The 24752-nt window shown below is 67.9% G+C and carries 27 protein-coding genes; 10 read left to right on the plus strand and 17 right to left on the minus strand.

Going from position 1 to position 24752, the window contains the following annotated elements; genetic code table 11:
• Together LTV02_RS28870 and LTV02_RS28875 are read right to left on the minus strand one after the other, a co-directional pair.
• Positions 1-330 (minus strand): hypothetical protein, encoded by a 330-nt coding sequence (locus LTV02_RS28870; protein WP_233034989.1) that lies wholly within the window; start codon positions 328-330, stop codon positions 1-3.
• Positions 330-1538, minus strand: a complete 1209-nt coding sequence (locus tag LTV02_RS28875) for a Rieske 2Fe-2S domain-containing protein (RefSeq protein ID WP_067718908.1) — start codon at positions 1536-1538, stop codon at positions 330-332. The genes LTV02_RS28870 and LTV02_RS28875 overlap by 1 nt, the downstream gene beginning before the upstream one ends.
• Positions 1539-1748: 210 nt before the next feature.
• Here LTV02_RS28875 and hsaA point away from each other — a divergent pair, with 210 nt between their 5' ends.
• The 5 genes from hsaA (at position 1749) to LTV02_RS28900 (ending at position 6026) form a co-directional block, all read left to right on the plus strand.
• Positions 1749-2918 carry a 3-hydroxy-9,10-secoandrosta-1,3,5(10)-triene-9,17-dione monooxygenase oxygenase subunit gene (hsaA, locus tag LTV02_RS28880; protein ID WP_233034990.1) on the plus strand — a complete coding sequence of 390 codons (1170 nt, stop codon included), beginning with the start codon at positions 1749-1751 and terminating at the stop codon, positions 2916-2918.
• Positions 2919-2921: 3 nt separating this feature from the next.
• The gene (gene hsaD / locus LTV02_RS28885; RefSeq protein WP_233034991.1) at positions 2922-3800 is read left to right on the plus strand and encodes a 4,5:9,10-diseco-3-hydroxy-5,9,17-trioxoandrosta-1(10),2-diene-4-oate hydrolase; all 879 of its coding nucleotides are present in this window, start codon (positions 2922-2924) and stop codon (positions 3798-3800) included.
• A 2-nt stretch (positions 3801-3802) separates the two neighbouring features.
• Complete coding sequence (gene hsaC / locus LTV02_RS28890; RefSeq protein ID WP_067718901.1) at positions 3803-4702, plus strand: iron-dependent extradiol dioxygenase HsaC; 900 nt, start codon at positions 3803-3805, stop codon at positions 4700-4702.
• Complete coding sequence (hsaB, locus tag LTV02_RS28895) at positions 4702-5307, plus strand: 3-hydroxy-9,10-secoandrosta-1,3,5(10)-triene-9,17-dione monooxygenase reductase subunit (RefSeq protein WP_269821566.1); 606 nt, start codon at positions 4702-4704, stop codon at positions 5305-5307. Before hsaC ends, hsaB begins: the two co-directional genes overlap by 1 nt.
• Before the next feature lie 251 nt (positions 5308-5558).
• Positions 5559-6026, plus strand: a complete 468-nt coding sequence (locus tag LTV02_RS28900) for a hypothetical protein (RefSeq protein ID WP_233034992.1) — start codon at positions 5559-5561, stop codon at positions 6024-6026.
• A 179-nt stretch (positions 6027-6205) separates the two neighbouring features.
• Here LTV02_RS28900 and LTV02_RS28905 read toward each other — a convergent pair whose 3' ends face one another.
• From LTV02_RS28905 to kstD, 5 genes are all read right to left on the minus strand, one after another.
• On the minus strand, positions 6206-7138 hold the full coding sequence (locus LTV02_RS28905) for an AraC family transcriptional regulator (RefSeq protein WP_233034993.1): 933 nt from the start codon (positions 7136-7138) through the stop codon (positions 6206-6208).
• Between the two features lie 22 nt (positions 7139-7160).
• A complete protein-coding gene (locus LTV02_RS28910) occupies positions 7161-8087 on the minus strand; it encodes an NADP-dependent oxidoreductase (RefSeq protein WP_233034994.1) in 927 nt (308 codons plus the stop codon).
• Positions 8088-8227: 140 nt separating this feature from the next.
• Positions 8228-8386, minus strand: a complete 159-nt coding sequence (locus LTV02_RS28915) for a hypothetical protein (protein WP_233034995.1) — start codon at positions 8384-8386, stop codon at positions 8228-8230.
• Positions 8387-8534: 148 nt separating this feature from the next.
• Positions 8535-9395, minus strand: coding sequence for a MaoC/PaaZ C-terminal domain-containing protein (locus LTV02_RS28920; protein WP_233034996.1), 861 nt, complete (start codon positions 9393-9395; stop codon positions 8535-8537).
• A 326-nt stretch (positions 9396-9721) separates the two neighbouring features.
• On the minus strand, positions 9722-11437 hold the full coding sequence (kstD, locus tag LTV02_RS28925; RefSeq protein ID WP_269821567.1) for a 3-oxosteroid 1-dehydrogenase: 1716 nt from the start codon (positions 11435-11437) through the stop codon (positions 9722-9724).
• Between the two features lie 143 nt (positions 11438-11580).
• On the opposite strand from kstD, the gene LTV02_RS28930 reads away from it, so the two are divergent.
• The 3 genes from LTV02_RS28930 to dmpG are packed head-to-tail and all read left to right on the plus strand — an operon-like array spanning position 11581 to position 14368.
• Positions 11581-12366: a 2-keto-4-pentenoate hydratase gene (locus tag LTV02_RS28930; RefSeq protein ID WP_233034998.1), complete on the plus strand. Its 786-nt coding sequence runs from the start codon at positions 11581-11583 to the stop codon at positions 12364-12366.
• Between the two features lie 22 nt (positions 12367-12388).
• Positions 12389-13297 (plus strand): acetaldehyde dehydrogenase (acetylating), encoded by a 909-nt coding sequence (locus LTV02_RS28935; protein WP_067718895.1) that lies wholly within the window; start codon positions 12389-12391, stop codon positions 13295-13297.
• 12 nt (positions 13298-13309) lie between these two features.
• Positions 13310-14368, plus strand: a complete 1059-nt coding sequence (gene dmpG, locus LTV02_RS28940; protein WP_067718898.1) for a 4-hydroxy-2-oxovalerate aldolase — start codon at positions 13310-13312, stop codon at positions 14366-14368.
• 153 nt (positions 14369-14521) lie between these two features.
• On the opposite strand, the gene LTV02_RS28945 is transcribed toward dmpG, so the two are convergent.
• Positions 14522-14839 carry a DUF433 domain-containing protein gene (locus LTV02_RS28945; protein ID WP_233034999.1) on the minus strand — a complete coding sequence of 106 codons (318 nt, stop codon included), beginning with the start codon at positions 14837-14839 and terminating at the stop codon, positions 14522-14524.
• Positions 14840-14978: 139 nt separating this feature from the next.
• Here LTV02_RS28945 and LTV02_RS28950 point away from each other — a divergent pair, with 139 nt between their 5' ends.
• A complete protein-coding gene (locus LTV02_RS28950) occupies positions 14979-15221 on the plus strand; it encodes a glutaredoxin family protein (RefSeq protein WP_067718872.1) in 243 nt (80 codons plus the stop codon).
• Between the two features lie 47 nt (positions 15222-15268).
• On the opposite strand, the gene LTV02_RS28955 is transcribed toward LTV02_RS28950, so the two are convergent.
• The gene (locus LTV02_RS28955) at positions 15269-16303 is read right to left on the minus strand and encodes an AraC family transcriptional regulator (protein ID WP_233035000.1); all 1035 of its coding nucleotides are present in this window, start codon (positions 16301-16303) and stop codon (positions 15269-15271) included.
• Positions 16304-16517: 214 nt separating this feature from the next.
• Between LTV02_RS28955 and LTV02_RS28960 the strand changes: the two genes are divergently transcribed.
• A complete protein-coding gene (locus tag LTV02_RS28960) occupies positions 16518-16835 on the plus strand; it encodes a hypothetical protein (protein ID WP_157762486.1) in 318 nt (105 codons plus the stop codon).
• 100 nt (positions 16836-16935) lie between these two features.
• On the opposite strand, the gene LTV02_RS28965 is transcribed toward LTV02_RS28960, so the two are convergent.
• From LTV02_RS28965 to LTV02_RS29000, 8 genes are all read right to left on the minus strand, one after another.
• Complete coding sequence (locus LTV02_RS28965; protein WP_233035001.1) at positions 16936-17481, minus strand: RNA 2'-phosphotransferase; 546 nt, start codon at positions 17479-17481, stop codon at positions 16936-16938.
• A 40-nt stretch (positions 17482-17521) separates the two neighbouring features.
• A complete protein-coding gene (locus tag LTV02_RS28970; RefSeq protein WP_233035002.1) occupies positions 17522-17938 on the minus strand; it encodes a hypothetical protein in 417 nt (138 codons plus the stop codon).
• Positions 17935-19206, minus strand: coding sequence for a DUF58 domain-containing protein (locus LTV02_RS28975; protein ID WP_233035003.1), 1272 nt, complete (start codon positions 19204-19206; stop codon positions 17935-17937). The genes LTV02_RS28970 and LTV02_RS28975 overlap by 4 nt, the downstream gene beginning before the upstream one ends.
• A 13-nt stretch (positions 19207-19219) precedes the next feature.
• Positions 19220-20179, minus strand: a complete 960-nt coding sequence (locus LTV02_RS28980) for an AAA family ATPase (protein WP_067718855.1) — start codon at positions 20177-20179, stop codon at positions 19220-19222.
• Positions 20180-20201: 22 nt separating this feature from the next.
• Positions 20202-20702 (minus strand): hypothetical protein, encoded by a 501-nt coding sequence (locus LTV02_RS28985; protein ID WP_233035004.1) that lies wholly within the window; start codon positions 20700-20702, stop codon positions 20202-20204.
• Between the two features lie 49 nt (positions 20703-20751).
• Positions 20752-21675 carry a DUF4129 domain-containing protein gene (locus LTV02_RS28990; RefSeq protein ID WP_233035005.1) on the minus strand — a complete coding sequence of 308 codons (924 nt, stop codon included), beginning with the start codon at positions 21673-21675 and terminating at the stop codon, positions 20752-20754.
• Between the two features lie 263 nt (positions 21676-21938).
• Complete coding sequence (locus LTV02_RS28995) at positions 21939-23435, minus strand: UDP-glucose dehydrogenase family protein (protein ID WP_233035006.1); 1497 nt, start codon at positions 23433-23435, stop codon at positions 21939-21941.
• A complete protein-coding gene (locus LTV02_RS29000; RefSeq protein ID WP_408639269.1) occupies positions 23435-24658 on the minus strand; it encodes a glycosyltransferase family 4 protein in 1224 nt (407 codons plus the stop codon). Before LTV02_RS29000 ends, LTV02_RS28995 begins: the two co-directional genes overlap by 1 nt.
• Between the last annotated feature and the right edge of the window lie 94 nt (positions 24659-24752).

Genomic DNA, 24752 nt, shown 5'->3' on the forward strand with positions numbered 1-24752 from the left:
CTAATCGTCTATTTCGAGCAGACCCTCGGCCAGCGCGTGGTCGATGGTCTTCTCCAGATTCGGGCAGGAGTCGGGCTTGCCGAAGGTCGGCCCGGCTTCGGCCATCTTGGCGAACACCGGGCAGTGCTCGGCCGGATCGACCGTCCACTGCACGGTGCGCTGCTGATTGCTGTGCTTGCGCACCAGCACCTGGGTGCCGCAGGTCAGACAGGCCAGCGGCGTCAGGCCCGCCTCCAGGTAGTGGGCCTTGTCCAGGACCGTCTGGGCGCGCACCTGCTCCCGCTGTTCCGGACGGTCCGCGAAGTCCGGTGCTTTGGCCCAGTTGGTCATCAAGCGTTCGCCTCCTCCGATGCGCCGGCTTCCTCCGCCTCGCGCTTCTTCCGAAGATTCTCCTCGACCTCCGCGGTCCAGGATTCCACGGCCTTGGAGGTGTCGATCTCGAATTCGAAGCGCTGGGTGGAGCGCGGGTCGATATCGGCGACGTCCACGTAGAACTGCTCGTACCACCGGCGCAGCTGGTAGACCGGGCCGTCCTCTTCGGTCAGCAGCGGATTGTCGATCTTGGACTTGTGCTTCCAGATCTCGACGTCCTGCAGGAAGCCCTCGGACACGCCGACCGTCATCTTCTCCGCGAAGGACGCGGCCTGCTCCTCGGGAAGGCCCTTCGGCTTCTCCAGCGAGACGCCCCACTGCAGCACGAACGCGTCCTGCGAGACCGGGTAGTGGCAGTTGATGAGGACCGTCTTGACCTCGTAGCCGCTGTAGATATTGAGCAGCGGGTTGATCATGTACGACGGGCCGAAGTACGACGCCTCCGACTTGAGCAGTACATCGATGCCCATCTTGGCGGCATTGCCCATATCCGGGCGGGCCTTGGTCTCGAGGTACTGGGTGGCGACGTGGCCCTCGAGCACGTTCTTGAAGTACGTCGGGAAGGCGTAGTGGATGTAGAAGAAGTGCGCCATGTCCACGACGTTGTCGATGATCTCGCGGCAGTTGGAGCCTTCGATCAGCATCGAGTGCCAGGTCCAGTCGGTCCAGCCGTCGTTGAGCTCTTCCGAACCGCTGCCGTCGGCATTGGTGAACGGTCCCTCGATGTAGGGGATGGTCACCTCGTCCGGCGGCGGATTGCCCTCGTGGTCGTGCCAGACGAAGAGCTGGCCGTTGCGCTCCAAGGTGATCCAGGACCGGGTGCGCGCCAGCGGGGGCACGCGGCGCGCGTACGGAATGCCGGTGCACTTGCCGTCGCCGCCCCAGCGCCAGTCGTGGAACGGGCACGCGATGGAGTCGCCCTTGACCTCGCCCATGGACAGGTCGCCGCCCAGGTGGCGGCAGTAGGAGTCGAGCACCTTCAGCTCGTCTTTACTGTTCTTGAAAACGACCAGCTTGGTGCCGAAGATGTTGACCGAGTGCGGCTTTCCGTCGCGGAAGGTCTTCGCGAGTCCAAGGCAGTGCCAGCCCCGGGCAAATCGCGTGGGCATGGCGCCCACATCGATCTCACGGACCTTTCCGCGGGGCCCCTGCGGGGTTGTAGCCATCGTTCTCCTCCTCTGGAAGTACTAGAACACGTTACAAAATTGCTCGGCCTTACGCCAGCGATACGCCTAACTACCAGGATGGGGCCGCTCTGAGCTGCGAATGAACAGCGTTCTCGACAGGAATAAGAACGTGTTCTACTCTCAGGGGCAAACGTGAACCGCTTCCCGATCTATCGGGAAGACACGCACCAGGCAGGAGCATCTGGCGAGATGACGCAAGAAGTAGTCGACCGGGTCGAGGCGCTGCTGCCCACCCTCCGCGAACGTGCCCAAGAAGCCGAAGACCTGCGCCGCCTTCCCGAGGAGACGGTCAAGGATCTGCAGGAGACCGGGTTCTTCAAACTGCTGCAGCCGCGCCAGTGGGGCGGGTACGCCGCCGATCCGGTCGTCTTCTACGACACCGTCCGCAAGATCGCGAGCGCGTGCGGTTCCACCGGCTGGGTCTCCGGCATCATCGGCGTCCACAACTGGCACCTGGCGCTGTTCGATCAGCGTGCGCAGGAAGAGGTCTGGGGCGAGGACACCGACGTCCGCATCTCCTCGTCGTACGCGCCCATGGGCGCCGGCGTGGTGACCGAGGACGGCGACGGCTACACCGTCAACGGCAAGTGGGCCTGGTCCTCCGGTTCCGATCACGCCACCTGGGTGGTCGTGGGCGGCCCGGTCATCAAGAACGGCAAGCCGGTCGACTTCGGCTCGTTCCTCATCCCGCGCACCGAATACAAGATCGACGACGTGTGGAACGTGGTCGGCCTGCGCGGCACCGGCTCCAACACCATTGTCGTGGAGAACGTCTTCGTGCCCCGGCACCGCTTCCTCAGCTTCCGCGCCATGAGCGAGCTGAGCGCGCCCGGCCTGGAGCAGAACACCGACCCGGTGTACAAGATGCCGTGGGGCACCATCCATCCCACCACCATCTCCACCCCGATCGTGGGCATGGCCTACGGCGCGCTGGAGGCGCACGTGGAGCACCAGGGCAAGCGCGTGCGCGCCGCCTACGCCGGCGAGAACGCCAAGGACGATCCGTTCGGCAAGGTCCGGATCGCCGAGGCCGCCAGCGATATCGACGCCGCCTGGCGGCAGCTGTCGGGCAATGTCGCCGACGAATACGCCCTGCTGGTCGCGGGCAAGGACGTGCCGTTCGACGTGCGCGCCGCCGCCCGCCGCGACCAGGTGCGCGCCACCGGCCGCGCCATCGCCTCCATCGACCGGCTGTTCGAGGCCGCCGGCGCCACCGCGCTCGCCAACGGCACTCCGCTGCAGCGCTTCTGGCGGGACGCGCACGCCGGCCGCGTGCACGCCGCCAACGATGCCGAACGCGCCTACGTCATGTACGGCAGCCACGCGTTCGGTCTCCCGATCACCGACACGATGGTGTAAACCATGACCGCAGTGGAAGAAATCACCTACGAGTCCACCTCGCGGTTCGCCCAGGTGCGACCGGACCTGAAGCTGCACTACCACGAGGCGGGCGTCGGCAACGGCCCCACCATCGTGCTGCTGCACGGCGGCGGTCCGGGTGCGTCCTCCTGGTCGAACTTCGCCAAGAACATTCCGGTGCTGGCCGAGGAATTCCATGTGCTGGCCGTCGACCAGCCCGGGTTCGGGCAGTCCGACAAGCCGACCGAGCACCCGCAGTACTTCGTGCACAGCTCCTCGGCGCTGAAGGATCTGCTCGATCACCTCGGCATCACCGAACGCGTGCACCTGCTGGGCAATTCGCTCGGCGGCGGCGCGGCCACCCGCTTCGCGCTGGACTACCCGGATCGTGCGGGCAAGCTGGTGCTGATGGGTCCCGGCGGGTTGTCCACCAACCTGTTCGCGCCGGACCCCACCGAGGGCGTGAAGCTGTTGTCCAAGTTCAACTTCGAACCCACGAAGGAGAACCTGGAGGCGTTCCTGCGGATCATGGTGTTCGATCAGTCGCTGATCACGCCGGAACTGGTCGAGGAGCGCTTCGCCTCGGCGTCGCAGCCGGAGTCGCTGGCCGCCACCCGCGCCATGGGCAAATCGTTCGCGGGCGCGGACTTCGCCAAGGGCATGATCTGGCGGGACGCGTTCAAGCTGCGGCAGCCGGTGCTGATGATCTGGGGCCGCGAAGATCGGGTGAACCCGATCGACGGCGCGCTCGTAGCCTTGAAGATGGTCCCGCGCGTGCAGCTGCACGTGTTCGGCGGCTGCGGGCACTGGGCGCAGTTGGAGAAGTTCGACGAATTCAACCGCCTGGCAACCGACTTCCTGCTCGGCGTCAAGGAGAAGTGACGATGGGGATCAAGGCCCTCGGCTATATGCGCATCGAGGCCACCGATATGGCGGCCTGGCGCGAGTACGGCCTGAAGGTGCTCGGCATGATGGAGGGCTCGGGCAACAATCCCGACGCGCTCTACCTGCGGATGGACGATTTCGCTGCCCGCCTGGTGATCGTGCCCGGCGAGAAGGACCGGCTGCTGGTCTCCGGCTGGGAGGTCACCGACGCGCCTGCGCTGCAGGACCTTCGGGACACCCTGTCCAAGGCGGGCGTCTCCTTCGTCGAGGGCACCAAGGAGGAGAAGCTCGAGCGTCGCGTCGAGGGCCTGATCCGTTTCGAGGATCCCTCCGGCAATACGCTCGAGGCGTTCCACGGTGCGCAGTACCTGGGCCGGCGCTTCGTCAGCCCGTACGGCCACAAGTTCGTGACCGCCGAACAGGGGCTCGGGCACGTCGTGCTCACCTGCACCGATGATGCTGCGGCACAAGCCTTCTACCAGGACGTGCTCGGCTTCCGCCTGCGCGACTCCATGCGCCTGCCCCCGCAGATGGTGGGGCGTCCCGCCGACGGCGATCCGGCCTGGCTGCGCTTCTACGGCTGCAATCCGCGCCATCACGCGCTGGCGTTCCTGCCGCTGCCCAATCCGACCGGCATCGTGCATCTCATGGTCGAGGTGGAGAACTCCGACGACGTCGGCCTCTGCCTGGATCGCGCCAATCGCAAGAAGGTCAAGATGTCGGCCACCCTGGGTCGCCACATCAACGACAAGATGCTCTCCTTCTACATGAAGACGCCGGGCGGGTTCGATATCGAATTCGGTTGCGAGGGGCTCGAAGTCGAGGACGAGTCCTGGATCGCGCGCGAATCCACGGCCGTCAGCCTGTGGGGCCACGACTTCACCGTCGGATTCAAGTAATGAGCGACAGGGTGGACATGACCACTGACGAATACCCCGCCATCGACGGGCGGCAGTTCCGGAACGTGCTGGGCAGCTTCTGCACCGGCATCACCGTGATCACCACCTTCGACGACGACGCCGAGGGCGGCCCCGCCCCCATCGGCTTCGCCTGCCAGTCCTTCGCCGCCCTGTCCCTCGACCCGCCGCTGGTCCTCTTCTGCCCCACCAAGGCCTCCCGCTCCTGGGCGGCCATCGAGAAGTCCGGCATGTTCTGCGTCAATATCCTCGCCGAGGAACAGCAGCCCGTCTGCGCCCGCTTCGGCTCCCGCGAGCCCGACAAGTTCGCCGGAGTGCCTTGGCACGCATCCGATCTGCGACTCCCGGTCCTGGACGGCGCGCTGGCCACGATCCAGTGCAAAGTGGACAGCGTGCTGGACGGCGGCGATCACTACATCGTGATCGGCCGCGTCCTGGCCCTGTCGGAGTCCACCGGCTCCGACAGGCCACTCCTCTTCTACCGCGGTCAATACACCGCCATCGAACCCGAGAAGTCCACCCCCGCCCCCTGGCGAGCCGACCTCGAACACTTCCTCACCACGACCACCCTCGACACCTGGTTGTGAATCGGAACCTCTGACCCGAAGGGCGTCCGCGACATTCGCGGACGCCCTTCGCGGTTCTCAATGCCGGTACTTCCGCTTGTCGGCCAAGACATCGAGATCCACAGCTCCCGCGTCAACCGCCCTCCGCAGCTGCTCGAGAGCATTCGCACGGCGTCGCCGCGCGAGCAGGCGGCGAATCACATCGGCGATCGATCTCACCACAACCCCCATGAGTACCGAACTAGTTTCGAAGTCTTAGGTAGCAGAGGCTAATGGCGACTCGGACGTTCCCCTTTTCCACGCTGATCAATAAGCAGACCAGCGTGTTCCCCGCTTTGGACGACGCCGACGTCATTCTCGAACGACGGGATGCCGAGAACCTCGTCCTCATGCGCTCCGAGCGTTTCGATGCAATGGTGAAGGGGCTGAGCCTGGCAGCTCGCTCGCTCGCGATCATCGCCAAGGCCAATCGCGCGTTGGCCGAGGAGGTGTTCGCCGAGGAACTCCCCTGGTTGATCTGGCTGCCCGCGAACGCACGCCCCGAATGCGTACAGGAACTCCTTGATCATCTCCTCGCTGGCGCGGAAACCGGCTTGCTGCTGCCTTTTTCGCGCGCCCTGCGAGAATGGCAGTCCACTGCCGAGGTGTATTCCGACCCCGAGCTGACTCGCCGCCTACGCGGACCGTTCGACACGGCCGAGGCCGTCGATGTCGAACGTCAGGGTGGCGCAGATGGCTGACCGGCCTTCGCCTGGATCTTGCCGAAGTCGTGGTCGACGGCGTCGAAATGGAGCAGTGGCAGTTCGAAGTCACTGCAGGCGGCCGTATTTGGTACGCCATCGACGACGAGCGGCACACCGCATGGATAACTCTGGCCGGCACGGCACATCCCCGCCGGACCGACAGGCGGGGATGACGATCAAGCGGCAGCCCGGGCCTGGCGGCGGTATTGGCCGGGAGCTTGGCCGTATTCGCGTTTGAAGGCTTTGCCGAAGGCGAATTCGGAGCTGTAACCGGCTCGAGCGGCGACCTTTTCGATGGGGAGGTCGTCTTCACGGAGGAGGCGGGCGGCGGTGGTGAGGCGCCAGCGGGTGAGGTAGGCGAGTGGGGGTTCGCCGACCATGGTGGTGAATTTGCGGGCGAAGGCGGCTCGGGAGAGGCCGGCGTGATCGGCCAGGGATTGGACGGTCCAGGCGGCGCCCGGGTCGGTGTGCATGGCTTCGAGGGCGGGGGCTACCGCCGGATCACGCAGGGCCGCAGCCCATCCCACCGCTTCGGACTGGGGCCGGTCTTCTATCCAGGCGCGCAGGATGTAGAGCAGGAGGGCATCGATGAGGGCGGGGACGATGCCGTGGGAGCCGATGCGAGGGTTGTCGAGTTCGGCGGCCAGGAGCTGGATGGCGGCGTGCAGTTCGGGGTGGCGGCCGGGGCGGGCGGGGAGGTGGATGACCTCGGGGAGCTGCCGGAGCAGCGGGTGGGGGCGCTGGCCGTCGAGGTGGTAGTTGCCGCAGAGCAGGGCGGTCGTCGGCGCGCCGGGAGCGCCCAGCCGGACCGCTCCCACCGGTGGGCAGCGGTCGTATTGGTCGGGGCGCGGGACTTCGGCCGGGGTGTCGGGATGGTCGGCGAGCACATGACCGGCCCCGTGCCGCAGGAAGATCACATCGCCCTGATTGAGCGGGATCGGGTCGGATCCGGCGGCTGGAAAGAACCAGCAGTTGCCGTGCAGCACGACGTGGAAGCCCGCGCCGAGGACGTCCGGCAGGCGCATGGCCCAGGGGGCCCGGCCTTCGGTGCGCACCGAACTGGGTGCGGCGGTGCGCATCGAGGCCAGGGCCTCGCTGAGGACGTCCATGCCGATCTCCTTGTGGCAGTGGTCAGTTGACGGTGAGGACTACCTTGCCGATGGTCTGCCCCGAGGCGACCAGATCGTGCGCCTTGCCGGCCTCTTCCAAAGGCAGCGTGTTCGCGACGGTGGGCCGCAGCTTGCCCGCGTCGACGAGTTCGGAGATTGCTTCCAGCGCAGCGTAATCCGGCTCGACCGAGACACCGGCGAAGCGACGGCCCGCAGCGTTCACGGCGGCGGCCACCTCCGGCTTCATGTGCTCCAGAATGCTCACCAGCACCCCGCCCGGCTTCAGCACCTTCAGATTGTTCTCGGCGTCGGCCACCGAATCGAAGACGATATCGACGTCCCGCACCACCTCGGTGAAATCGACTGCCTGATAATCGATCACCTCGTCCGCGCCGAGACTCTTCACGTAATCGTGCTTGGCGGCACTCGCCAGCGCGATGACATAGGCGCCGCGCGCCTTGGCGATCTGCACGGCCAGATGCCCGACACCGCCCGCAGCACGATGGATCAGCACCCGGTCGCCTTCCTTCACCCCGGCCCGATCCACCAGCCCCTGCCAAGCGGTGAGCACCGCCAGCGGCAGCGCGGCAGCCTCGACATGACTGAGCGACTTCGGCTTTCGAGCGACCTGACGGGACGGCGTAGCGACGTACTCCGCGTAACCCGTTGCGGCACGCGGGAAGAACGGCATCCCGTACACCTCGTCCCCCACCTCATACCGCGCACCGGGCCCGACTTCCTCGACCACCCCCGAGATATCCCACCCCACCCCGAACGGCGGCTGCCCGAGCAACGGGAACGCCCCGGACCGAACCGCCACATCCACCGGATTGACCGCACTGGCACGCACCCGCACCAGCACCTCCCCGGACAGCAGCTGCGGCTTCTCGACCTCCGCCACCTCCAGCACCTCGGGCCCGCCGAACGACTTCTGAATCACCGCACGCATCGTCTTCTCCTCCTGAACGCTCCGTCGCCGGCCCCTCTGTCGAACCGAACAACGACAACATTAAGCAGCATCAGCAAGACGATGAATAGCCTACAGTCTCCCGTTTTTATCCATCCGTATACCTACGAAGACTGGAAGTATCACCCCAGCGGCAAGCACGCAGTACCGGTATTGACGCCGGCCCCGACGCTGACGGACAGCGTGCCCTCCGATACCGGGGTGTAGTTCCCCCCGACGTACTTGGCGCGCAGAACGTGAACCCCGGTGACGGACGGCGTCCAATCGACCTTCGAAGTCATCCAGGGCCCCTGCCCATTCGCGACCGGTGTCAGCCGCGGCCGTACCCGCGGTCGCAACGGTGATGCCGGTGGCCGCCGTGAGGCACGCGGGAAACGCCGCTGGGCCGCAACCGGAATCGGCTGCGGCCCAGCGAGTTTGCGAATCGGATCAGGCGTAGGTGAGGACCACGTCGGCCAGGACCGGGGCGTCGTCGCGTTCTACGGCGGTGACGGCGATGAGGAGTTCGCCGTTCTGCTGCCAGATGCGGGAGCGGAGGGTTTCGCCGGGGTAGAGGACGCCGGCGAAGCGGGTGCGGATGCCCTTGACGCGGGAGGTGTCGGAGGCGAGCACCGTGTCGGTGGCGGCCTTGCAGACCAGGCCGTAGGTGCCGAGGCCGTGCATGATCGGGTTGGGGAAGCCGGCGTTGCGAGCGAATTCGGGGTCGGAGTGCAGGGGGTTGCGGTCGCCGCACATGCGGTAGAGCAGGGCCTGCTGGGGGAGCGTGGGGGTCAGGACCTCGAAATCCGGTGCGCGGTCGGGGAGTTCGGCCTTGGAGCTGGGGCCGCGGTCGCCGCCGAAGCCGCCCTCGCCCTTGGCGAAGATGGAAGAGCGTGCGGTCCACAGGAGTTCGCCGTCGGAGCTGGTGGCGGTGTGCTCCTGCCAGATGACGGCGGCCGAGCCCTTGTCCCAGATCTCGGAGATGCGGCGCTCGAAGGTGGCCTTGCCGGAGGCGGGAATCGGGCGGTGCACCACGATCTCCTGGCTGCCGTGCACGACCTTGGCCAGGTCGATGTCGATGCCGGGGAACTGCACCTTGGGCGGTTCGGTCTCGTGGAAGAAGGGGGCGACGGTGGCGAAGGTGGGCAGCACCTGCGGTTCGCGGTCGTCGAGGTACCGCAGTTCGGCCGGGTCGGTCCAGCGCGCGCCCGCGCCCAGCGCCAGGTGGTAGTGCTGCACATCGGTTGGCGTCCAGCTGAATTCCACGGAGGGCAGCTGCGCGCCGAGCGCGATGTTCGGATCGATGGCCATGAAGTCTCCTCGTGATCGGTGGGCGCGAACCCACCGCGCTGAAATCCGGGTCCGATGGTGCGGCGCGCACTCGGTTCCGATGGTGCGGCGTGGCGCGCGGCCCGCGCAAGCAGCGCGTCCGCTCGGCGGGACACGGTCCGCGCCCCCGGGATAGCCACGCGGGCGGTGGGAACAGGGGATCCCACCGCCCCCGTGCAGTGTGATTATTCAGTTGTGCGGATCCGCGCCACCGGGTGAGAGCTCCGATGGCGCGGGGTGGGTTGGGCGCGGGTTCCGACGTGACCCGGACTCGCGCCCAACCCGATCCTGAACCGGGTTGGGACGGTTCAGGACGCCTTTTCCGAGGCCACCGGCGCACCGTTCTTCGCCTTGGCGGCGATATCGAGCGCGGACAGGTAGCCGAAGGTGATCGCGGGGCCGATGGTCGCGCCGGGCCCGGCATAGGTGTGGCCCATCACCGGCGCGGAATTGTTGCCCGCCGCGTACAGGCCCTCGATGACCGACCCGTCGGCGCGCAGCACGCGGCCGTCGTTGTCGGTGACCAGGCCGCCCTTGGTGCCGAGATCGCCGGGCACCATCTTGACCGCGTAGAACGGCCCCACCTCGAGCTTGTTCAGGCACGGATTCGGCTTGATGGTCGGGTCGCCGTAGTACCGGTCGTAGGCGCTGTCGCCGCGCTTGTAGTCGAGGTCCTTGCCGGTCTCGGCGAACCCGTTGAAGCGCTCGATGGTGGCGGCCAGGTTATCGGCCGGCACACCGATCTTCTCGGCCAGCTCGGCCACGGTGGGGGCGACGACGATCAGGTCGTTTTCCATCCAGCGGGACGGAATCCGCTGGCCAGGCTGCAAACCGGCGAAGATGTAGCGACTCCGGTAGCGATTATCGAAAACCAGCCAGCACGGCACGTTCTCGCCCGGACCTTCACCCTGCCCGTATTCGCCGCCGTACATGGTGTGCACAGCTTCGACGTAAGGAGCGGACTCATTACCGAATCGCGCACCTGCGTTGTTGATCATGATGCTGCCGGGCAGATTGCGCTCCGCCAGCGCGAACCACGGCTTGCCCTCGCCCTTGAAGGTGGTGGGCCCCCACCAGGCGTCCTCCATGAAGTCGATATCGGCGCCGACCGCGATACCGGCCTGGATGCCGTCGCCCTCATTGGCCTTGGCGCCGGTGGTCCACTCGGTGGTGATGGGCTCCCGCTGGTACTTGTGCCGCATCTCCGCGTTGTGCTCGAACCCGCCCGCGGCCAGCACCACGCCGTACTTGGCGTTGAACCGCACGGCCTCGCCGTCCTGGGTGGCCTCCACGCCGGTGACCACGCCGTTCTCCACGACCAGTCCGGTGAGCGGGGTGTTCAGCAGCACGGGCACGTTCGCGTCCATGAGCCCCTTGCGCAGGCCCGCGATGATGGCCTGGCCCATGCCGACCAGGGCCTTGCCGGTGACCTTGCCCCACGCCCAGCGCGTGCCGACCCGCAGCACGCGGGCCATGCCGACGGGGTGGCGGCGAATCAGGTTGAGCTTCTTGAAGTCCGCCTGCATGACGACCACGTTCAGCGGCGCCTTGGAGTAGGGCGGCTCCAGCTTGAAGCGCTCGTCGCCGAGGATCTTGGTGTTGAACGGCTTGGGCTCGCAGCTGCGGCCGTCCGCCTTGCCGCCCGGTGCCTCCGGGTAGTAGTCGGAGTAGCCCGGCACCCAGGTCATCTTCAGCGGCGAGTTCTCCAGGACGAAGTCGAACGCCTCGGCCCCGCGATCGAGGTAGGTGTCGATCTTCTCCTTGGGCACCACGTCGCCGATGATGCTGTACAGGTAGGTGCGCGCCTCGTCGAGGTCGTCGCCCTTGCCCGCGGCCTTGAGCACTTTGTTTCCGGGAATCCAGACGCCACCACCCGAGCGCGCGGTAGAACCGCCGTAATGAGCGGCCTTTTCGATGAGCACCGTGCGGAGACCGCGGTGCGCGGCGGTGAGGGCGGCGGTCATTCCGGCGGCACCGCTGCCGACCACCACCACGTCGTAATCCCGATCAGTCATGTAGAACACGTTATAGAATCAATCCTGGTTTGGTCTATGTTGGTCTGGCAGATGGGACTGCTGAAGCGATGTTCTTCACAAAAACTCGTTTCAGTTTCTAGTCTCGTAAGGTCTTGGCCACCGGCCGGTACCCCCGATGGAAGGAACACAGCGTGCTGACCGACGCGCTACGGAAGGAACTGGCGGAAGAGCTCGCCGTCGCAGAGCGGGATCGCGTGGCCCTCGACCCATTGGTCGCGCGGCATCCCGACATCGACGTGGTCGATGCCTACGAGATCCAGCTGATCAATATGCGCCGGCGGTTCGCGGGCGGAGCAAAAGTCGTAGGCCACAAGGTGGGGCTCTCGTCCAAGGCCATGCAGCAGATGATGGGCGTCGACGAACCGGACTACGGGCATCTGCTCGCGGAAATGGAAGTCTACGAAGACGTTCCGGTCGATACGTCCAAGTACCTGTACCCGCGCGTCGAGGTCGAGGTCGGCTTCATTCTGGGCGCGGATCTGCCGGGCGAGGACTGCACCGAAGAAGACGTGCTGAAAGCGACTGTGGCGTACGCGCCTTCGATCGAGTTGATCGATACCCGCATCAAGGACTGGAAGATCGGCCTGTGCGACACCATCGCCGATAACGCCTCCTCCGCCGGGTTCGTCCTCGGCAAGGAGCGCGTCGCGCCGGATCAGTTGGATATCAAGGCGATCGACGCCGTGCTGACTCGCAATGGCGAGCGCATCGCCGAGGGCCGCTCCGACGCCGTGCTCGGCGATCCCACGATTGCCGTGGCGTGGCTGGCCCGCAAGGTCGCTTCCTTCGGCGTGCGGCTCAAGGCGGGCGACATCATCCTGCCCGGATCCTGCACCCGCGCCATCGACGCCCGTCCGGGTGACGAGTTCATCGCCGAGTTCACCGGGCTCGGCTCCGTCCACCTGTCTTTCAGCTGAGCTCACCGAGTAGGAGAAAGCCGTGACCGCAAGCAAAGTCACCGCCGCGATCGTCGGGTCCGGCAATATCAGTACCGATCTGCTGTACAAGCTGCTGCGTTCGGACAAGATCGAACCGCGCTGGATGATCGGTATCGATCCGGACTCCGAGGGCCTCAAGCGCGCCCGCGGCCTGGGCCTGGAAACCTCCGCGGAGGGCGCCGATTGGCTGCTGGCGCTGGACGAGAAGCCGGATCTGCTGTTCGAGGCGACCTCGGCGTACGTGCACCGGGCGTATGCGCCCAAGTACGCGGAGGCGGGTATCCGCGCCGTCGACCTCACCCCCGCCGCTGTCGGCCCGGCCGTCATCCCGCCGGTGAACCTGGATTCGCTGTCCGACGCTCCGAACGTCAACATGATCACCTGTGGTGGTCAGGCGACGATCCCGATGGTAGCTGCCGTGTCGCGCGTCGTCCCGGTGGAGTACGCCGAGATCGTGGCTTCGGTGTCCTCGGAGTCGGCCGGGCCCGGAACCCGCGCCAATATCGACGAATTCACCAAGACCACCTCCAAAGGCGTCGAGACCATCGGTGGGGCGAAGCGCGGCAAGGCCATCATCATCCTGAACCCGGCCGAGCCGCCGATGATCATGCGCGACACCATCTTCTGCGCCATCCCCGAGGATGCCGATCACGATGCCATCGCCGACTCCATCTACCGCATGGAGAAGTCGATCCAGGAGTACGTGCCCGGCTACCGCCTGCTCAACGAGCCGCAGTTCGACGCGCCGTCGGTGATTTCCGGTGGCATGGCGAAGGTTTCGATCTTCGTCGAGGTCGAGGGCGCGGGCGACTTCCTGCCGCCGTACGCGGGCAACCTCGACATCATGACGGCCGCCGCCACCAAGGTCGGCGACGTGATGGCGTCCCAGATCCTCTCGACTCGGGTGTAAGGAGTTCCGACAGTGAGCAATCCGAACGTTCTCAAGAAGTTCTCGGCGGATCTCGACATCCGCGTCACCGACACCAGCCTGCGTGACGGTTCGCACCACAAGCGCCACCAGTTCACGGTGGACGAGGTGCGCAATGTGGTTGCGGCCCTGGACGCTTCCGGCGTGCCGGTTCTGGAGGTCACCCACGGTGACGGCCTGGGCGGTTCCTCGTTCAACTACGGGTTCTCGAAAACCCCGGAGCAGGAACTGATCAAGGTCGCGGCCGAGACCGCCAAGCAGGCCAAGATCGCCTTCCTGATGCTGCCCGGCGTGGGCGTCAAGGAAGACATCAAGATCTCGCAGGACAATGGCGCGAGCATCTGCCGCATCGCCACCCACTGCACCGAGGCCGACGTCTCCATCCAGCACTTCGGGCTCGCCCGGGACCTGGGCCTGGAGACCGTGGGCTTCCTGATGATGGCGCACTCCACCACCCCGGAGAAGCTGGCCAAGCAGGCCCGCATCATGGCCGACGCGGGCTGCCAGTGCGTATACGTCGTCGACTCCGCGGGCGCCCTTGTGCTGGAACAGGTCTCGGACCGCGTCTCGGCGCTGGTCGCCGAACTCGGCGATGACGCCCAGGTCGGCTTCCACGGCCACGAGAACCTCGGCCTGGCCGTGGCCAACTCGGTCTACGCCGTGCGCGCCGGCGCCACCCAGATCGACGGTTCGGCCCGCCGCTTCGGCGCGGGCGCGGGCAACCTGCCCGTCGAAGCCTTCATCGGCGTCTGCGACAAGCTCGACATCAAGACCGGCGTCGACTTCTTCGCCGTCACCGACGCCGCGGAAGACGTTGTCCGCCCGACCATGCCGTCGGAGTGCCTGCTGGACCGCCAGGCCCTCATGATGGGCTACGCGGGCGTCTACTCGTCCTTCCTGCGCCACGCCGAACGCCAGGCCGAGCGCTACGGCGTCTCCGCCGCCGAAATGCTCGTCCGCGCCGGCCAGCGCAAGCTTGTCGGCGGCCAGGAGGACCAGCTCATCGACATCGCCCTCGAACTCCAGCGGGAGCAGCAGACCGTCACCGCCTGAGCTCGGAGGGACAACCAACTCTGGGGGTGACAAAGGCTGGGCCGCGACCGATTTCGGTCGCGGCCCAGTCGCGTTTCCGGACACGCCCCTCACTCCGGCCGCAGCGCTGCCCTCACTGCGGCCGGACGAATGCACCCACGTGCGGGTCAGCTGTCATCCAACGGCTTCGGCCGACTGGTCGCGGATGTCGGAGTGGTGGCGGCGGGTGTGAAAGCCAGCCAGGTGCATGCCGGTGTGGTGGACGGGCGGGATCGCGCCGCGGCGGTGGTCGGTGGGCGGCAGGGCCGCGTATTCGAGGGCGGCGGCGATGTCCTCGGGTTCGAGGGTGGGATGGTCGGCGAGGATCTCGGCGGCGGAAATGCCCGCGGCCAGCAGGTCGAGGAGGAGGTCTACGGGGTAGGCGCGGCGGCGGAGGACCGGCAGGCCGTGGCAGATGTCGGGGTCGCGGGTGATGCGGTCCAGGTGGGGCATACCGGCAACGCTACGAGGTGAACGTGGTTGGGGAATGTGGGGTTTTTGGCGGGCGTCTGTGGATCGCGGGATCTGTCGGGCAAACCGGACACTCGGCGCCGTGATCAGCGGAAATCCGGGGTGTGGCAGAGTCGGGCGAATGGACGAGAACGTGCGGATGTACGGGGCGGACTGGTGTGGCGATTGCCGTCGTGCGAAGACCTGGCTGCGGGAGCAGGGCGTGGCGTTCACCGAGATCGACGTGGAGCACGACGAGGCGGCGCGGAACGAGGCGATCCGGCTGGCGGGCGGGCGGAAGAACATTCCGGTGATCGTGGTGCCGAGCGGTGCGGTGCTGGTGGAGCCGACGAATGCGGACCTGGCGGCGGCGCTCGGGCGCTGATGCCGCGGCTCTCCCCCGGTCATTCCGGCAAGGGTGTGGCCCGGTCGTCAGTTGCGGGCTGAGATGCGGCCGCGGTTCGCGCGGGCGAACTGGCCCGGGGACTGGCCTTTCCACGAGCGGAAGGCGGAGGTGAAGGCGGACACGCTGGCGTAGCCGAGACGGGTCGCGGCCTGTTCCACGGTCATTCCGGTGACGAGGAGTTCCTCGGCGAGCAAACCGACTGTCTCGGTTGCCAGTTCGCGGAAGGTGGTGCCCTCGTCGGCGAGGCGGCGGCGCAGCGTGCGGACGCTGACGTCGAGATCGGCCGCGACGCGGGATTGGTCGGCGACGCCGCCATTGCTGATCAAGAGCTGGCGCACGCGACCGGCCAGGCCCTGCCGGCGTTTCCGGCGCTGCACCAGGTCGGCACATTGCTGTTCGTAGAAGCGCGCGGTGGCCGAATTCGATTGCGGCAGCGGCATTTCCTGGAAGCTCAACGGGCCGGTCACCACCGAGCGGGGCGCGTTGAAGACCACCTCCTCGACGCCGAGCATGGCGCCGAACATCTCGTAGACCGGATGCGGCGGAAACGCCACCGCCACCCGGGACAGCGGCGTGCGCACCGGCAGCACGTCCTGCTGGATGGTCCAGATGGCCGCCACGTCGCGTTCCACGGCGAAGCGGCGCAGCTCGGGCGGGACGGCGCTGTCGTCGCGGACGATGGAGGCCTCCGCGCCGTCGATGACGAGGGTGTGGCGCGCCACGGTGAAGGTGAGATCGGCGTAGCGCAGCGCCAGATCGACCGCCTCGCGCACGGTGGGGCAGCTCATGAGCGCGAAGCCGAGCACGCCCAGACTGGGTGGGTGACAGAGCAATCCGGCCATCAGTCCCATGCCGGGTTCGTCGCCGACTCCGGTCACCACATTGCGCATCAGGGCCAGTTCCTGCCCCATGGTGATCTCGGCGGTGGAGTCCAGTAGGTCCGATTCGCGAATTCCGGTCCGGCGCAGCATGTCCGCCTGCTCCAGGCCGCGACCGAGGGCGAACTCGACCAGCAGTGCCGCACTGGTGATGGAGCGCAACTGGCCTTGCCCGTCGGTCACCGGGAAATCGTCGCAAACTTTCGGCGTGCTCGAGGCGAAACCAGCAGGTAAGTTGATGGAAGGGGCCGAAATTCACCTGTTTCTGACCGATTCGGTACTGGCACAAGTAACACCGAAAGCCGTACGGTGAATATCTAGCGAACCATTACCACCGATTGACGACGGAGAAGGTGAGCCAATGGCCGGTTGGCAAGTGTTCACGGCCACTCTCGCAATGCTGACGGTCACCGCTGCGGTGTTCCTCAGCTTGCATCACTACCCACATCGCATCCCGGACGACAGATTGTCGGTCGACCGCATCAGGGAGCGAATCAACAACGAGCACAACATTTCCCCCGATCCGGTGATCGTTTCCTCGGCGTGGTCCCATGTGGCGCCGGATCATCCGCTCGGCGTACAGGAGGCGCATCGGACCATGCAACAGCATCGCCGCTGCGTGGTGGCGGAGTGTGCGCGCAAGGCCGCGGCCTTCAAGGCGCTCATCGACGCCGGGCGAATCAAACCGACCAGAATGCCACCTGCCCTCCAATAGCGGATTCCCGCACCGGAAGCGGGTTTCGGGGGCTCGGGCCCCGAAACCGGGCGAATGCCCGGACCTTTGGTCCGGGCATTCCGGCCATTTCAGGCATTCGTTACCAGCCCTTCAGGTAGGCGGGCGGCACCGCGTCCACCAGCCACACCCCGTTCGTGCTCACCCGGAACTCGTGACCGTCGCGGTACATCCCCGCCGCGTCCACGGTCAGCACCACCGGCTTACCGCGCCGAGCGCCCACGCGCGTCGCGGTCTCGGTATCGGCCGAGAGGTGAACGGCGTGCCGGGCCATGGGTTTCAGGCCCTCGGCGAAGATCGCGGGCAGCACGGCGGCCACGGTGCCGTGATACAGCACGTCCGGCGGCACGGTGACCGCGTACTCCAGCTCGACCGCCACGGTGTGCCCCTGGCTGGCCCGGATCCGGGTGCGGCTGCCGTCGAACTCGAAGCGCCGCTTGTTGTTCCGCGCCACCACCTCGTCCAGTTCGGCGGGCGTGACGCGATGCCCGTGGCGGCGCAGCGCGGCCAGCAGCTCGCTCACCGGCACCCACCCGGCGGCGTCCAGGGCGATGCCGATCTCCTCCGGCGCGTGCCGCAGATGCCGCGACAACCGTTTCGAGGTGCGCACCAGCTGCTTCTCGTCCATGCGCACAGTGAACCAGCACCACTCCCCCGGCCGGAAGAGATTATTCGGCCAGCCCGCGAATCACCAACGCGTACAGCAGGATCACCACGATCGGCGCGGCGACCGGAATCCAGGCCAGCCCGGCGGGCAGCAGGGTGGCCGCTCCGGCGGCGACGGTGAAGACCAGCGCGCCCGCCACCGAGGGAATCGTGGTGGGCACCACGCCGACGGGCGCCGAAACGGTGGCCGTGTTCAGCAGGTAGGTGGTCGCGACCAGGCCGATGGATCCGGCCACCAGCGCGCCGGTGTCCACCACCGCCAGCACGCCCAGCGCGACCAGCACCGACCCCACCGCGGCCACCCGCCAGCGCCAGCCCAGCACGGCCAGCAGCAGCACCGGCAGCGCCGCCCAGGCTTGCACCAGACCGACGGCCAGGGCGAGCAGCAGACCGGCGAGCACGGCCAGGAATCTGGTCATCGGCGCACCCGCACCGTCCGCCGGTGCTCGGGCACCAGCCGCATGGCCTGATCCAGCCGGGTGTCCTCCGGCCAGGAGACGATATCCACGCCGACGGTCCCCATATCGCGATACATGGACGCCCGCTCCAGCTGCCACATGCGGGCGAGCGTCGGATCGAGCTCGTGGAACGGCGGCCCGCGCAGCACGTCCACCACCACGACCACGTGCCCGCGCTTGCGCAGATCGATGAGCGAGAGCGCGAACTGGGTGTCGAGCAGCGTCGAGAACGCGACCACCACCGCCCCGATCGGCACCGCGGCGTGCGGGGCGAGGGTGCCGGAGGTTTCGATGTGCTCGTCGCCGACGTCGAGCACGGTGTCCACGATGCGATAGAACTGCCGCCGGCCGATATCGGGGCGCAGCCAGCGCGGCGAACGGCCCAGGCACACCACGGCCGTGCGGTCGCCGGATTGCAGCGCGGACTGCGTCACCTGCGCCGCGCCGCGCACCGAGCGTTCCAGCGCCTCGGTGGCCGGGCCGGGCGCCTGCATCGAAGTGTCCACCAGCACAACCACATCCGCGGCGCGATTGGTGAACCGCTCGGTCACGAACAGCCGGCCGCGGCGGGCGCTGACCGCCCAGTTCACGGTGCGCAGCTGATCGCCCGGGGCGTAGGCGCGCACATCGGCGAACTCCACGCCGGGCCCGTGCCGCCGGGTCAGGTGCGCCCCGATGCGTTCGGGAAGTTCGGTGCGCGGCAGTCGAGTTCGCTGTGGGTCGGCGATCGGGTACACGTACACCTCACCGGCGGGCAGGCGTACCGAGGCCACCGCCAGCCCCGCCGGGCTCAATGCCGTCACCCGCAAGGGAATCGGGTAGCGGCCCCAGCGGTCCGCCGTCAGCGACAGCCGCAAGCCCGCGGGCGCCGATCCCGAATCCACCGCCTCCTCGACGCGTAAATCCATGCCGGGCACCGTTTCCCGATGCAATCGCAGCAGTGCGTGCCCGCTGTCCACGTACGCGGCGGCATTCAGTTCCACCTCTTCGGTCTCGAAGCAGCGCAGCACGCCCGCGCCGTCGACCTGAATCCTGGTGCGGGACATCTGCAACGGCGCGGTGGCCAGCACGCCCAGCATGGGCGCGCCGAACACCACCAGCTGCCATTGGCCCAGCGCCACGGCCAGCACCAGCGCCACGCCCGCGCATGCGGCCAGCATGAACACCAAAGGCGCGGGCCGCCAGCGCAGTTCGGTCTCGGCGGCGGTGGTGGTATCGCGATGCCTCATGCGCGCCTGCGACTCACGCGGTGGCGCGCGGCACCGGCAGGCGGCGCAGCAGTTCGGAGATCACATCCTCGCCGCGAATGCGGCGCACCCACATTTCCGGTCGCAGCGTGATGCGGTGCGCCATGGCCGGAACGGCCAGCGCCTTCACATCTTCCGGCACCACGTAGTCGCGGCCGTTGAGCAGCGCGCGGGCGCGGGCCATCTGCACCAGGTCGAGTTCGGCGCGCGGGCTGGCGCCCACCTCGACCTGGGGATGGCCGCGGGTGGCGGCGGCCAGCGAGACCACGTAGCCGACCACGTCCGGGTGCACGGTCACGAATTCCACGCTCTGGCGCATCTCCAGCAGGCCGTCGGCGTCGACCACCTGGCCGATCTGCGCCGGGACCGAACCGCGTTCCAGCCGGCGCCGGATCATGTTCATCTCATCGGATTCCGAGAGGTAGCCCAGGCGCAGCTGCATGGCGAAGCGGTCCAGCTGTGCTTCCGGCAGCGGATAGGTGCCCTCGTACTCGATGGGGTTGTCGGTGGCGAAGACGATGAAAGGGTCGGGCAGCGGGAAGGTTTCGCCGTCGATGGACACCTGGCCCTCGGCCATCGCTTCCAGCAGCGCGGCCTGCGTCTTGGGCGGGGTGCGGTTGACCTCGTCGGCCAGCAGCATATTCGTGAACACCGGGCCGCGGCGGAAACTGAAACGGCCGGAATGCATGTCGTAGATGGTGGAGCCGATCAGATCGGCGGGCAGCAGGTCCGGGGTGAACTGCACCCGGGTGAAGTTCAGGCCCAGCGCCGCGGCGAACGACCGCGCGATCAGCGTCTTGCCCAGACCGGGCAGGTCCTCGATCAGGATGTGCCCGCCGGACAGCACCGCGATCATGATGAGCTGCAGTTCGTCCCGCTTGCCCACCACCACGCGGCCTACCTCGCGGAGCACCGCGTCGGTGCGCTTGACGGTCACGTCCATCGGTGAAGTCATTTTTCAAGTCCCGGTGTCGAAGTCACATGGTCTGGAGGCGGCGCAGGATCTCGTCCAGCGCCGCTCGCCCGGGCGCGCGGTTGACGGTATCGCGCAGTGCCGAATTCGCCGGATCCACCCAGCGCCATAATTCCGGCCCGAACTGCAGTTGCCCGGCGATCTCGAGCGCCCGCCGGTTCTTGGCCATGCGATGGCCGCTGGTGAGCTCGAATTCCTTGGCCAGCAGGGGCCGTAGGTGCCGGTCCCAGTCGGCGCGGGTGCCCTCGGAGCGGTCGGCGAGCATGGTGGCGCGGGCCTGCCAGCGGGTCAGCATCTCGGCCGGGCCGTTGTCGATCTCGTTGTCGGCGGGCGGGATCTCCAGCCGCCGTGCGCGTTCCACCAGCGACCAGATCAGCAGCGCCAGCGCGCCCGCCACCGGAATGGCGGCCACCGCCAGCAGGCTGTCGCGCCGATTGCCGAAGGCCAGCAGTTCGAAGAACCCGGCCAGCACCAGCGCGCCCGCCACGATCGCGACCCGATTCATCGCCGGACCTCCGTCCGGTCGTTCGAAAGGCACTGTGCGCCAGTAGTGTTCATACCGCCTGCCGTTGCAGGTCGGCCAATACGATGCGGAGCAGCTGCTCGGCCCGCATGCGCTGCCATTCCAGCATGGCGTGCGGGCTGAACCGCGCCTCTTCGAACAGCGCCACCAGCTCGCGCGCCGAGGCGTCATGCAGGAAGCCGCGGTCGAAGGCGCGCGCCAGCACTTCCGACGGGGTGTCGGAGATCAGCGGGGCCACCTCCCGCGCCGTCGCCAGGCCGCTCTCCATGGCCACATAGCAGGCGATGATGGCGGTGCGCGGGTCCTGGCCGGGCGCGATCATGGCCGCCAGGCCCATGGCCGCCACCTTGGCCAGCGAGACCGCTTCCTTGGGGGACGGCGGCGCGTGCGGGGTCCGGGCCAGTGGCACCCGGCGGCTCGAGCCGAGCGCGACCACCACCAGTCCGGCCATGGCGACCAGCACCAGTACGCCCGCGCCGATCGCGACCAGCAGCAGGGCGGTGCCGCTGAGCGCGGGCGCGTTCAGCGGATCGGACGGCGGCGGAAGCGGTTCCGTCGTCTCGAGCACCGCTCCGCTCGGCGCGGTGGTGGGCGTGGTCGCCGACGGTTCGTCACGGCCCGGCCCCACCAGGTACACCGACAGGAACGCGGTGACCAGCAAAGCCACGGCCGCCAATCCGATGATCACCAGCAATCCGACCGCACCCATCCGGACCGATCGCTTGTCCGGATCGCGATCGGGTTCCGGCATGGACAACGGCAGCCGATGCTGACTGTTGATCACCCCCGCCGCCAGGATCACGATCGATACCAGCAGCAGCACCGGCATCAGCGCGATGGTCACCGCCGACGGCGGATGCGGCGTGGACGGCCCCCCGGTCCCCGGAATATGCCCGCGCAGAGCGACGACGGCCAGCACCAGCAGCGCGATCAACCCGATCGCGCGCGTAGCCACCGTCCCCACCCCAGTCACATTCACCCCCAACCGGAGTCCAGCAGAAAATCAGGCACATAGTTACATGCCAAGCGGTCCGTCGGGCCGGATTCAGAAACACCGAAGTCATACGGTTCCGGCATGACTCGCCGCCGCCCGCGACGGCAACCGTTCAGCCGACAAACGCAGGTGTGCGAGTGACCGCCGGGCGAACGCCTCGGGGATACGACGACGGACCCGGCGGCGCGCGCTGCTCGCGGGCCACCGGGTCCGGTCGGGAAAGCTCAGGCGCTGCGGCGCACGCGGGCGCGGAGGCGGGTGAAGGGCGACGCGACGAGCGCGGGGTCCGGTTCGGGGACCGGGCGGACCGGAGTGCGAGCCGGGTAAGCCGCCGGCGCCGTGGATTCGATTGCGGAAGTGCGGGGTTCGACCAGGCGGCCGAGCGCCCGGAAGTCCCAGCCGGCCGCCAGCCAGGCATGGGGATCGAGGGTGTTGCGGGCGTCGAGGATCACCCGGCCGCGGGCCACCGTGCGGAGGAAGACCGGGTCCAGGTCCCGGAATTCGCTCCATTCGGTGAGGTGCAGGACGATGTCCGCTTCGTGCAGGGCGGCGGCGGGGGTGGCGGCGTAGGTGAGTTGCGGGGCCACGGCCCGGGCGGTTTCGGTGGCGGCGGGGTCGAAGACCGCCACCTCGAGACCGGCGGTGTGCAGTCGGGTGGCGACGTCGAGGGCCGGGGAGTCGCGGACGTCGTCGGAGAGCGGCTTGAAGGCCGCGCCGAGGATGCCCACCCGCGCCACGGGACCTGATCCGTCGGACGCGATGCCGTTCGCGGGCAGAGATCCGTTGGCGCGCAGGATGTTCAAGGTCTGGCCGACCACGCGGTCGCGGCGGCGCAGGTTCACGGCGTCGATGTCGCGGAGGAAGGCCACGGAGTCGCCGGCGCCGAGTTCATCCGCGCGGGCGATCAGGGCGCGGATGTCCTTGGGCAGACAGCCGCCGCCGTAACCCAGTCCGGCGCCGAGGAATTTACGCCCGATGCGGTCGTCGTGGCCGAGCGCGTCGGCCAGCTGGGTGACATCGGCCCCGGTCAGTTCGCACAGTTCCGCCATCGCGTTGATGAACGAAATCTTCGTGGCGAGAAAGGCATTGGCCGAGACCTTGATGAGCTCGGCGGTGGGCAGGTTGGTCACCACCACCGGCGCCCCGGCCGCGATCGGCGTCGAATACACCTGGCGCAGCGCCCATTCCGCGTCCGGGCTGGTGACGCCGAAGACGAGCCGGTTCGGGTGCAGGGTGTCGAAGACGGCGTGCCCCTCGCGCAGGAATTCCGGATTCCACGCCAGCTCGACCGAAATGCCTTCCGGCGCCAGCTCGGCGATGCGGGCGGTGAGCGCCTCGGCGGTGCCCACCGGGACGGTGGACTTGCCGACGATGAGCGTATTGCGGGTCAGATGCGGCACCAAGCCGTCCAGCGCCGAATGCAGCTGCGACAGATCGGCCGCCCCGTTCACGCCGGGCGGCGTTCCCACGCACAGGAAGTGGATGTCGGCGAAGCGCGCGGCCTCGGTGAGCGAGGTGCCGAAGCGCAATCGGCCGCCGGCCACGTGCCCGGCGAGCAGTTCCGGCAGCCCGGGCTCGTGGAACGGCACCCGTCCCGCCGACAGCGCGGCCGCCTTGGCCGGATTGTTGTCCACGCCGAGCACTTCGAAACCCAGCTCGGCCATGCCCGCGGCATGGGTGGCGCCGAGGTATCCGGTGCCGATGACAGAGATGCGGAGCATCAGGAGGCCTCTTTCTTGCGCGGGAGCACACCCGAACCCGGGTGCAGCCGCTCCGCGATCACCTCGCGGTAGTGGCGGACGAGCAGATCGTTGACGGCCGCCCAGGAGCGGGATTGGACACTGCGCTGCGCGGTGGCGGCGGTCTGCTCACGCAGCTCGGCATCCTCGACCAGGCGGCGCACCAGCGTCACCATGGCCTCGGCATCGCCCGGGGGATAAAGGAATCCGGCGCCGGGCGCGACCACGTCGATCGGCCCGCCGGAGCGGGGCGCGACCACGGGCACCCCGGAGGCGAGGGCCTCCTGCGCCGCCTGGCAATAGGTTTCGTGCCGGCCGGTGTGCACGAACACGTCGAGCGAGGCGTAGGCCGCGCCCAGTTCCGCGCCGTGCAGCACGCCGAGGAACGCCGCATCGGGGAGCAGTTTGCGCAGTCGCTTCTCCTCCGGCCCGCCGCCGACGACGACCAGCCGGACGCCCGGCACCTCCCGCAGGTGGGCCAGCAGTTCGAGTTCCTTCTCGGGGGCGAGGCGGCCGATATAACCGACCAGCGCTTCACCGTTGGGCGCCAAGCGCTTTCGCAGTTCCTCCGACCGCTGGAAAGGCCCGAACTGCTGCAGGTCCACCCCGCGCGGCCAGCGCGCCAGCCCGGGCACGCCCATCAGCTCCAGCTGCCGCAGGCTCGCGGTGGAGGGCGCCAGGGTGCGATCGACCTGTAAATGAATGCGCCGGGTGAGCGCGGCCATGGTCCGCACCCCACCCGGCAGGTCGTAGCGCTCCGCGAAACCGACTAGGTCGGTCTGATAGATGGCCACGGTCGGAACATCCAGTTCCCCGGCCACTCTCGCGGCCTGATAGCCCAGGGTCGCGGGCGAGGCGATGTGCACGACATCCGGCCGGAACTCCCGCATGATCTTGCGGAGTCGCCGCCGGGTCTCCAGCCCGATCCGGAAGTCCCGGTAGAACGGCAGCCGTGCGCCGCGCACCACGTGCACCCGGAAGCCGGCGTACCGGGCGGGCCCGGTGGGGGCCATCAGCTCGGCTTCGTGCCCCTTGGCGGCGAGATGGTCCAGCACCCGCCGCACCGAATTGGTGACGCCATTGACCTGGGGGAGAAAGGATTCGGCGACGACGAGCACCCGCAATCGGGTGCCGGGGACGCTCGCATCACGCGGCCCGGAACCCCGTGCCCACTCGGGTTCGCTCGCCTGCTCGAGGTTTCGCATCGGTTCCCCTCCGGTTCGGTGCTACCTCCTCCCTGCACGGTAGAAAGCGGCCAGCAACACCCGACCGCGTCCGCGTGGACGGCAAATGAACCTC

The sequence above is a fragment of the Nocardia yamanashiensis genome, assembly GCF_021183565.1.
In the GTDB taxonomy this organism is placed as follows: domain Bacteria; phylum Actinomycetota; class Actinomycetes; order Mycobacteriales; family Mycobacteriaceae; genus Nocardia; species Nocardia yamanashiensis.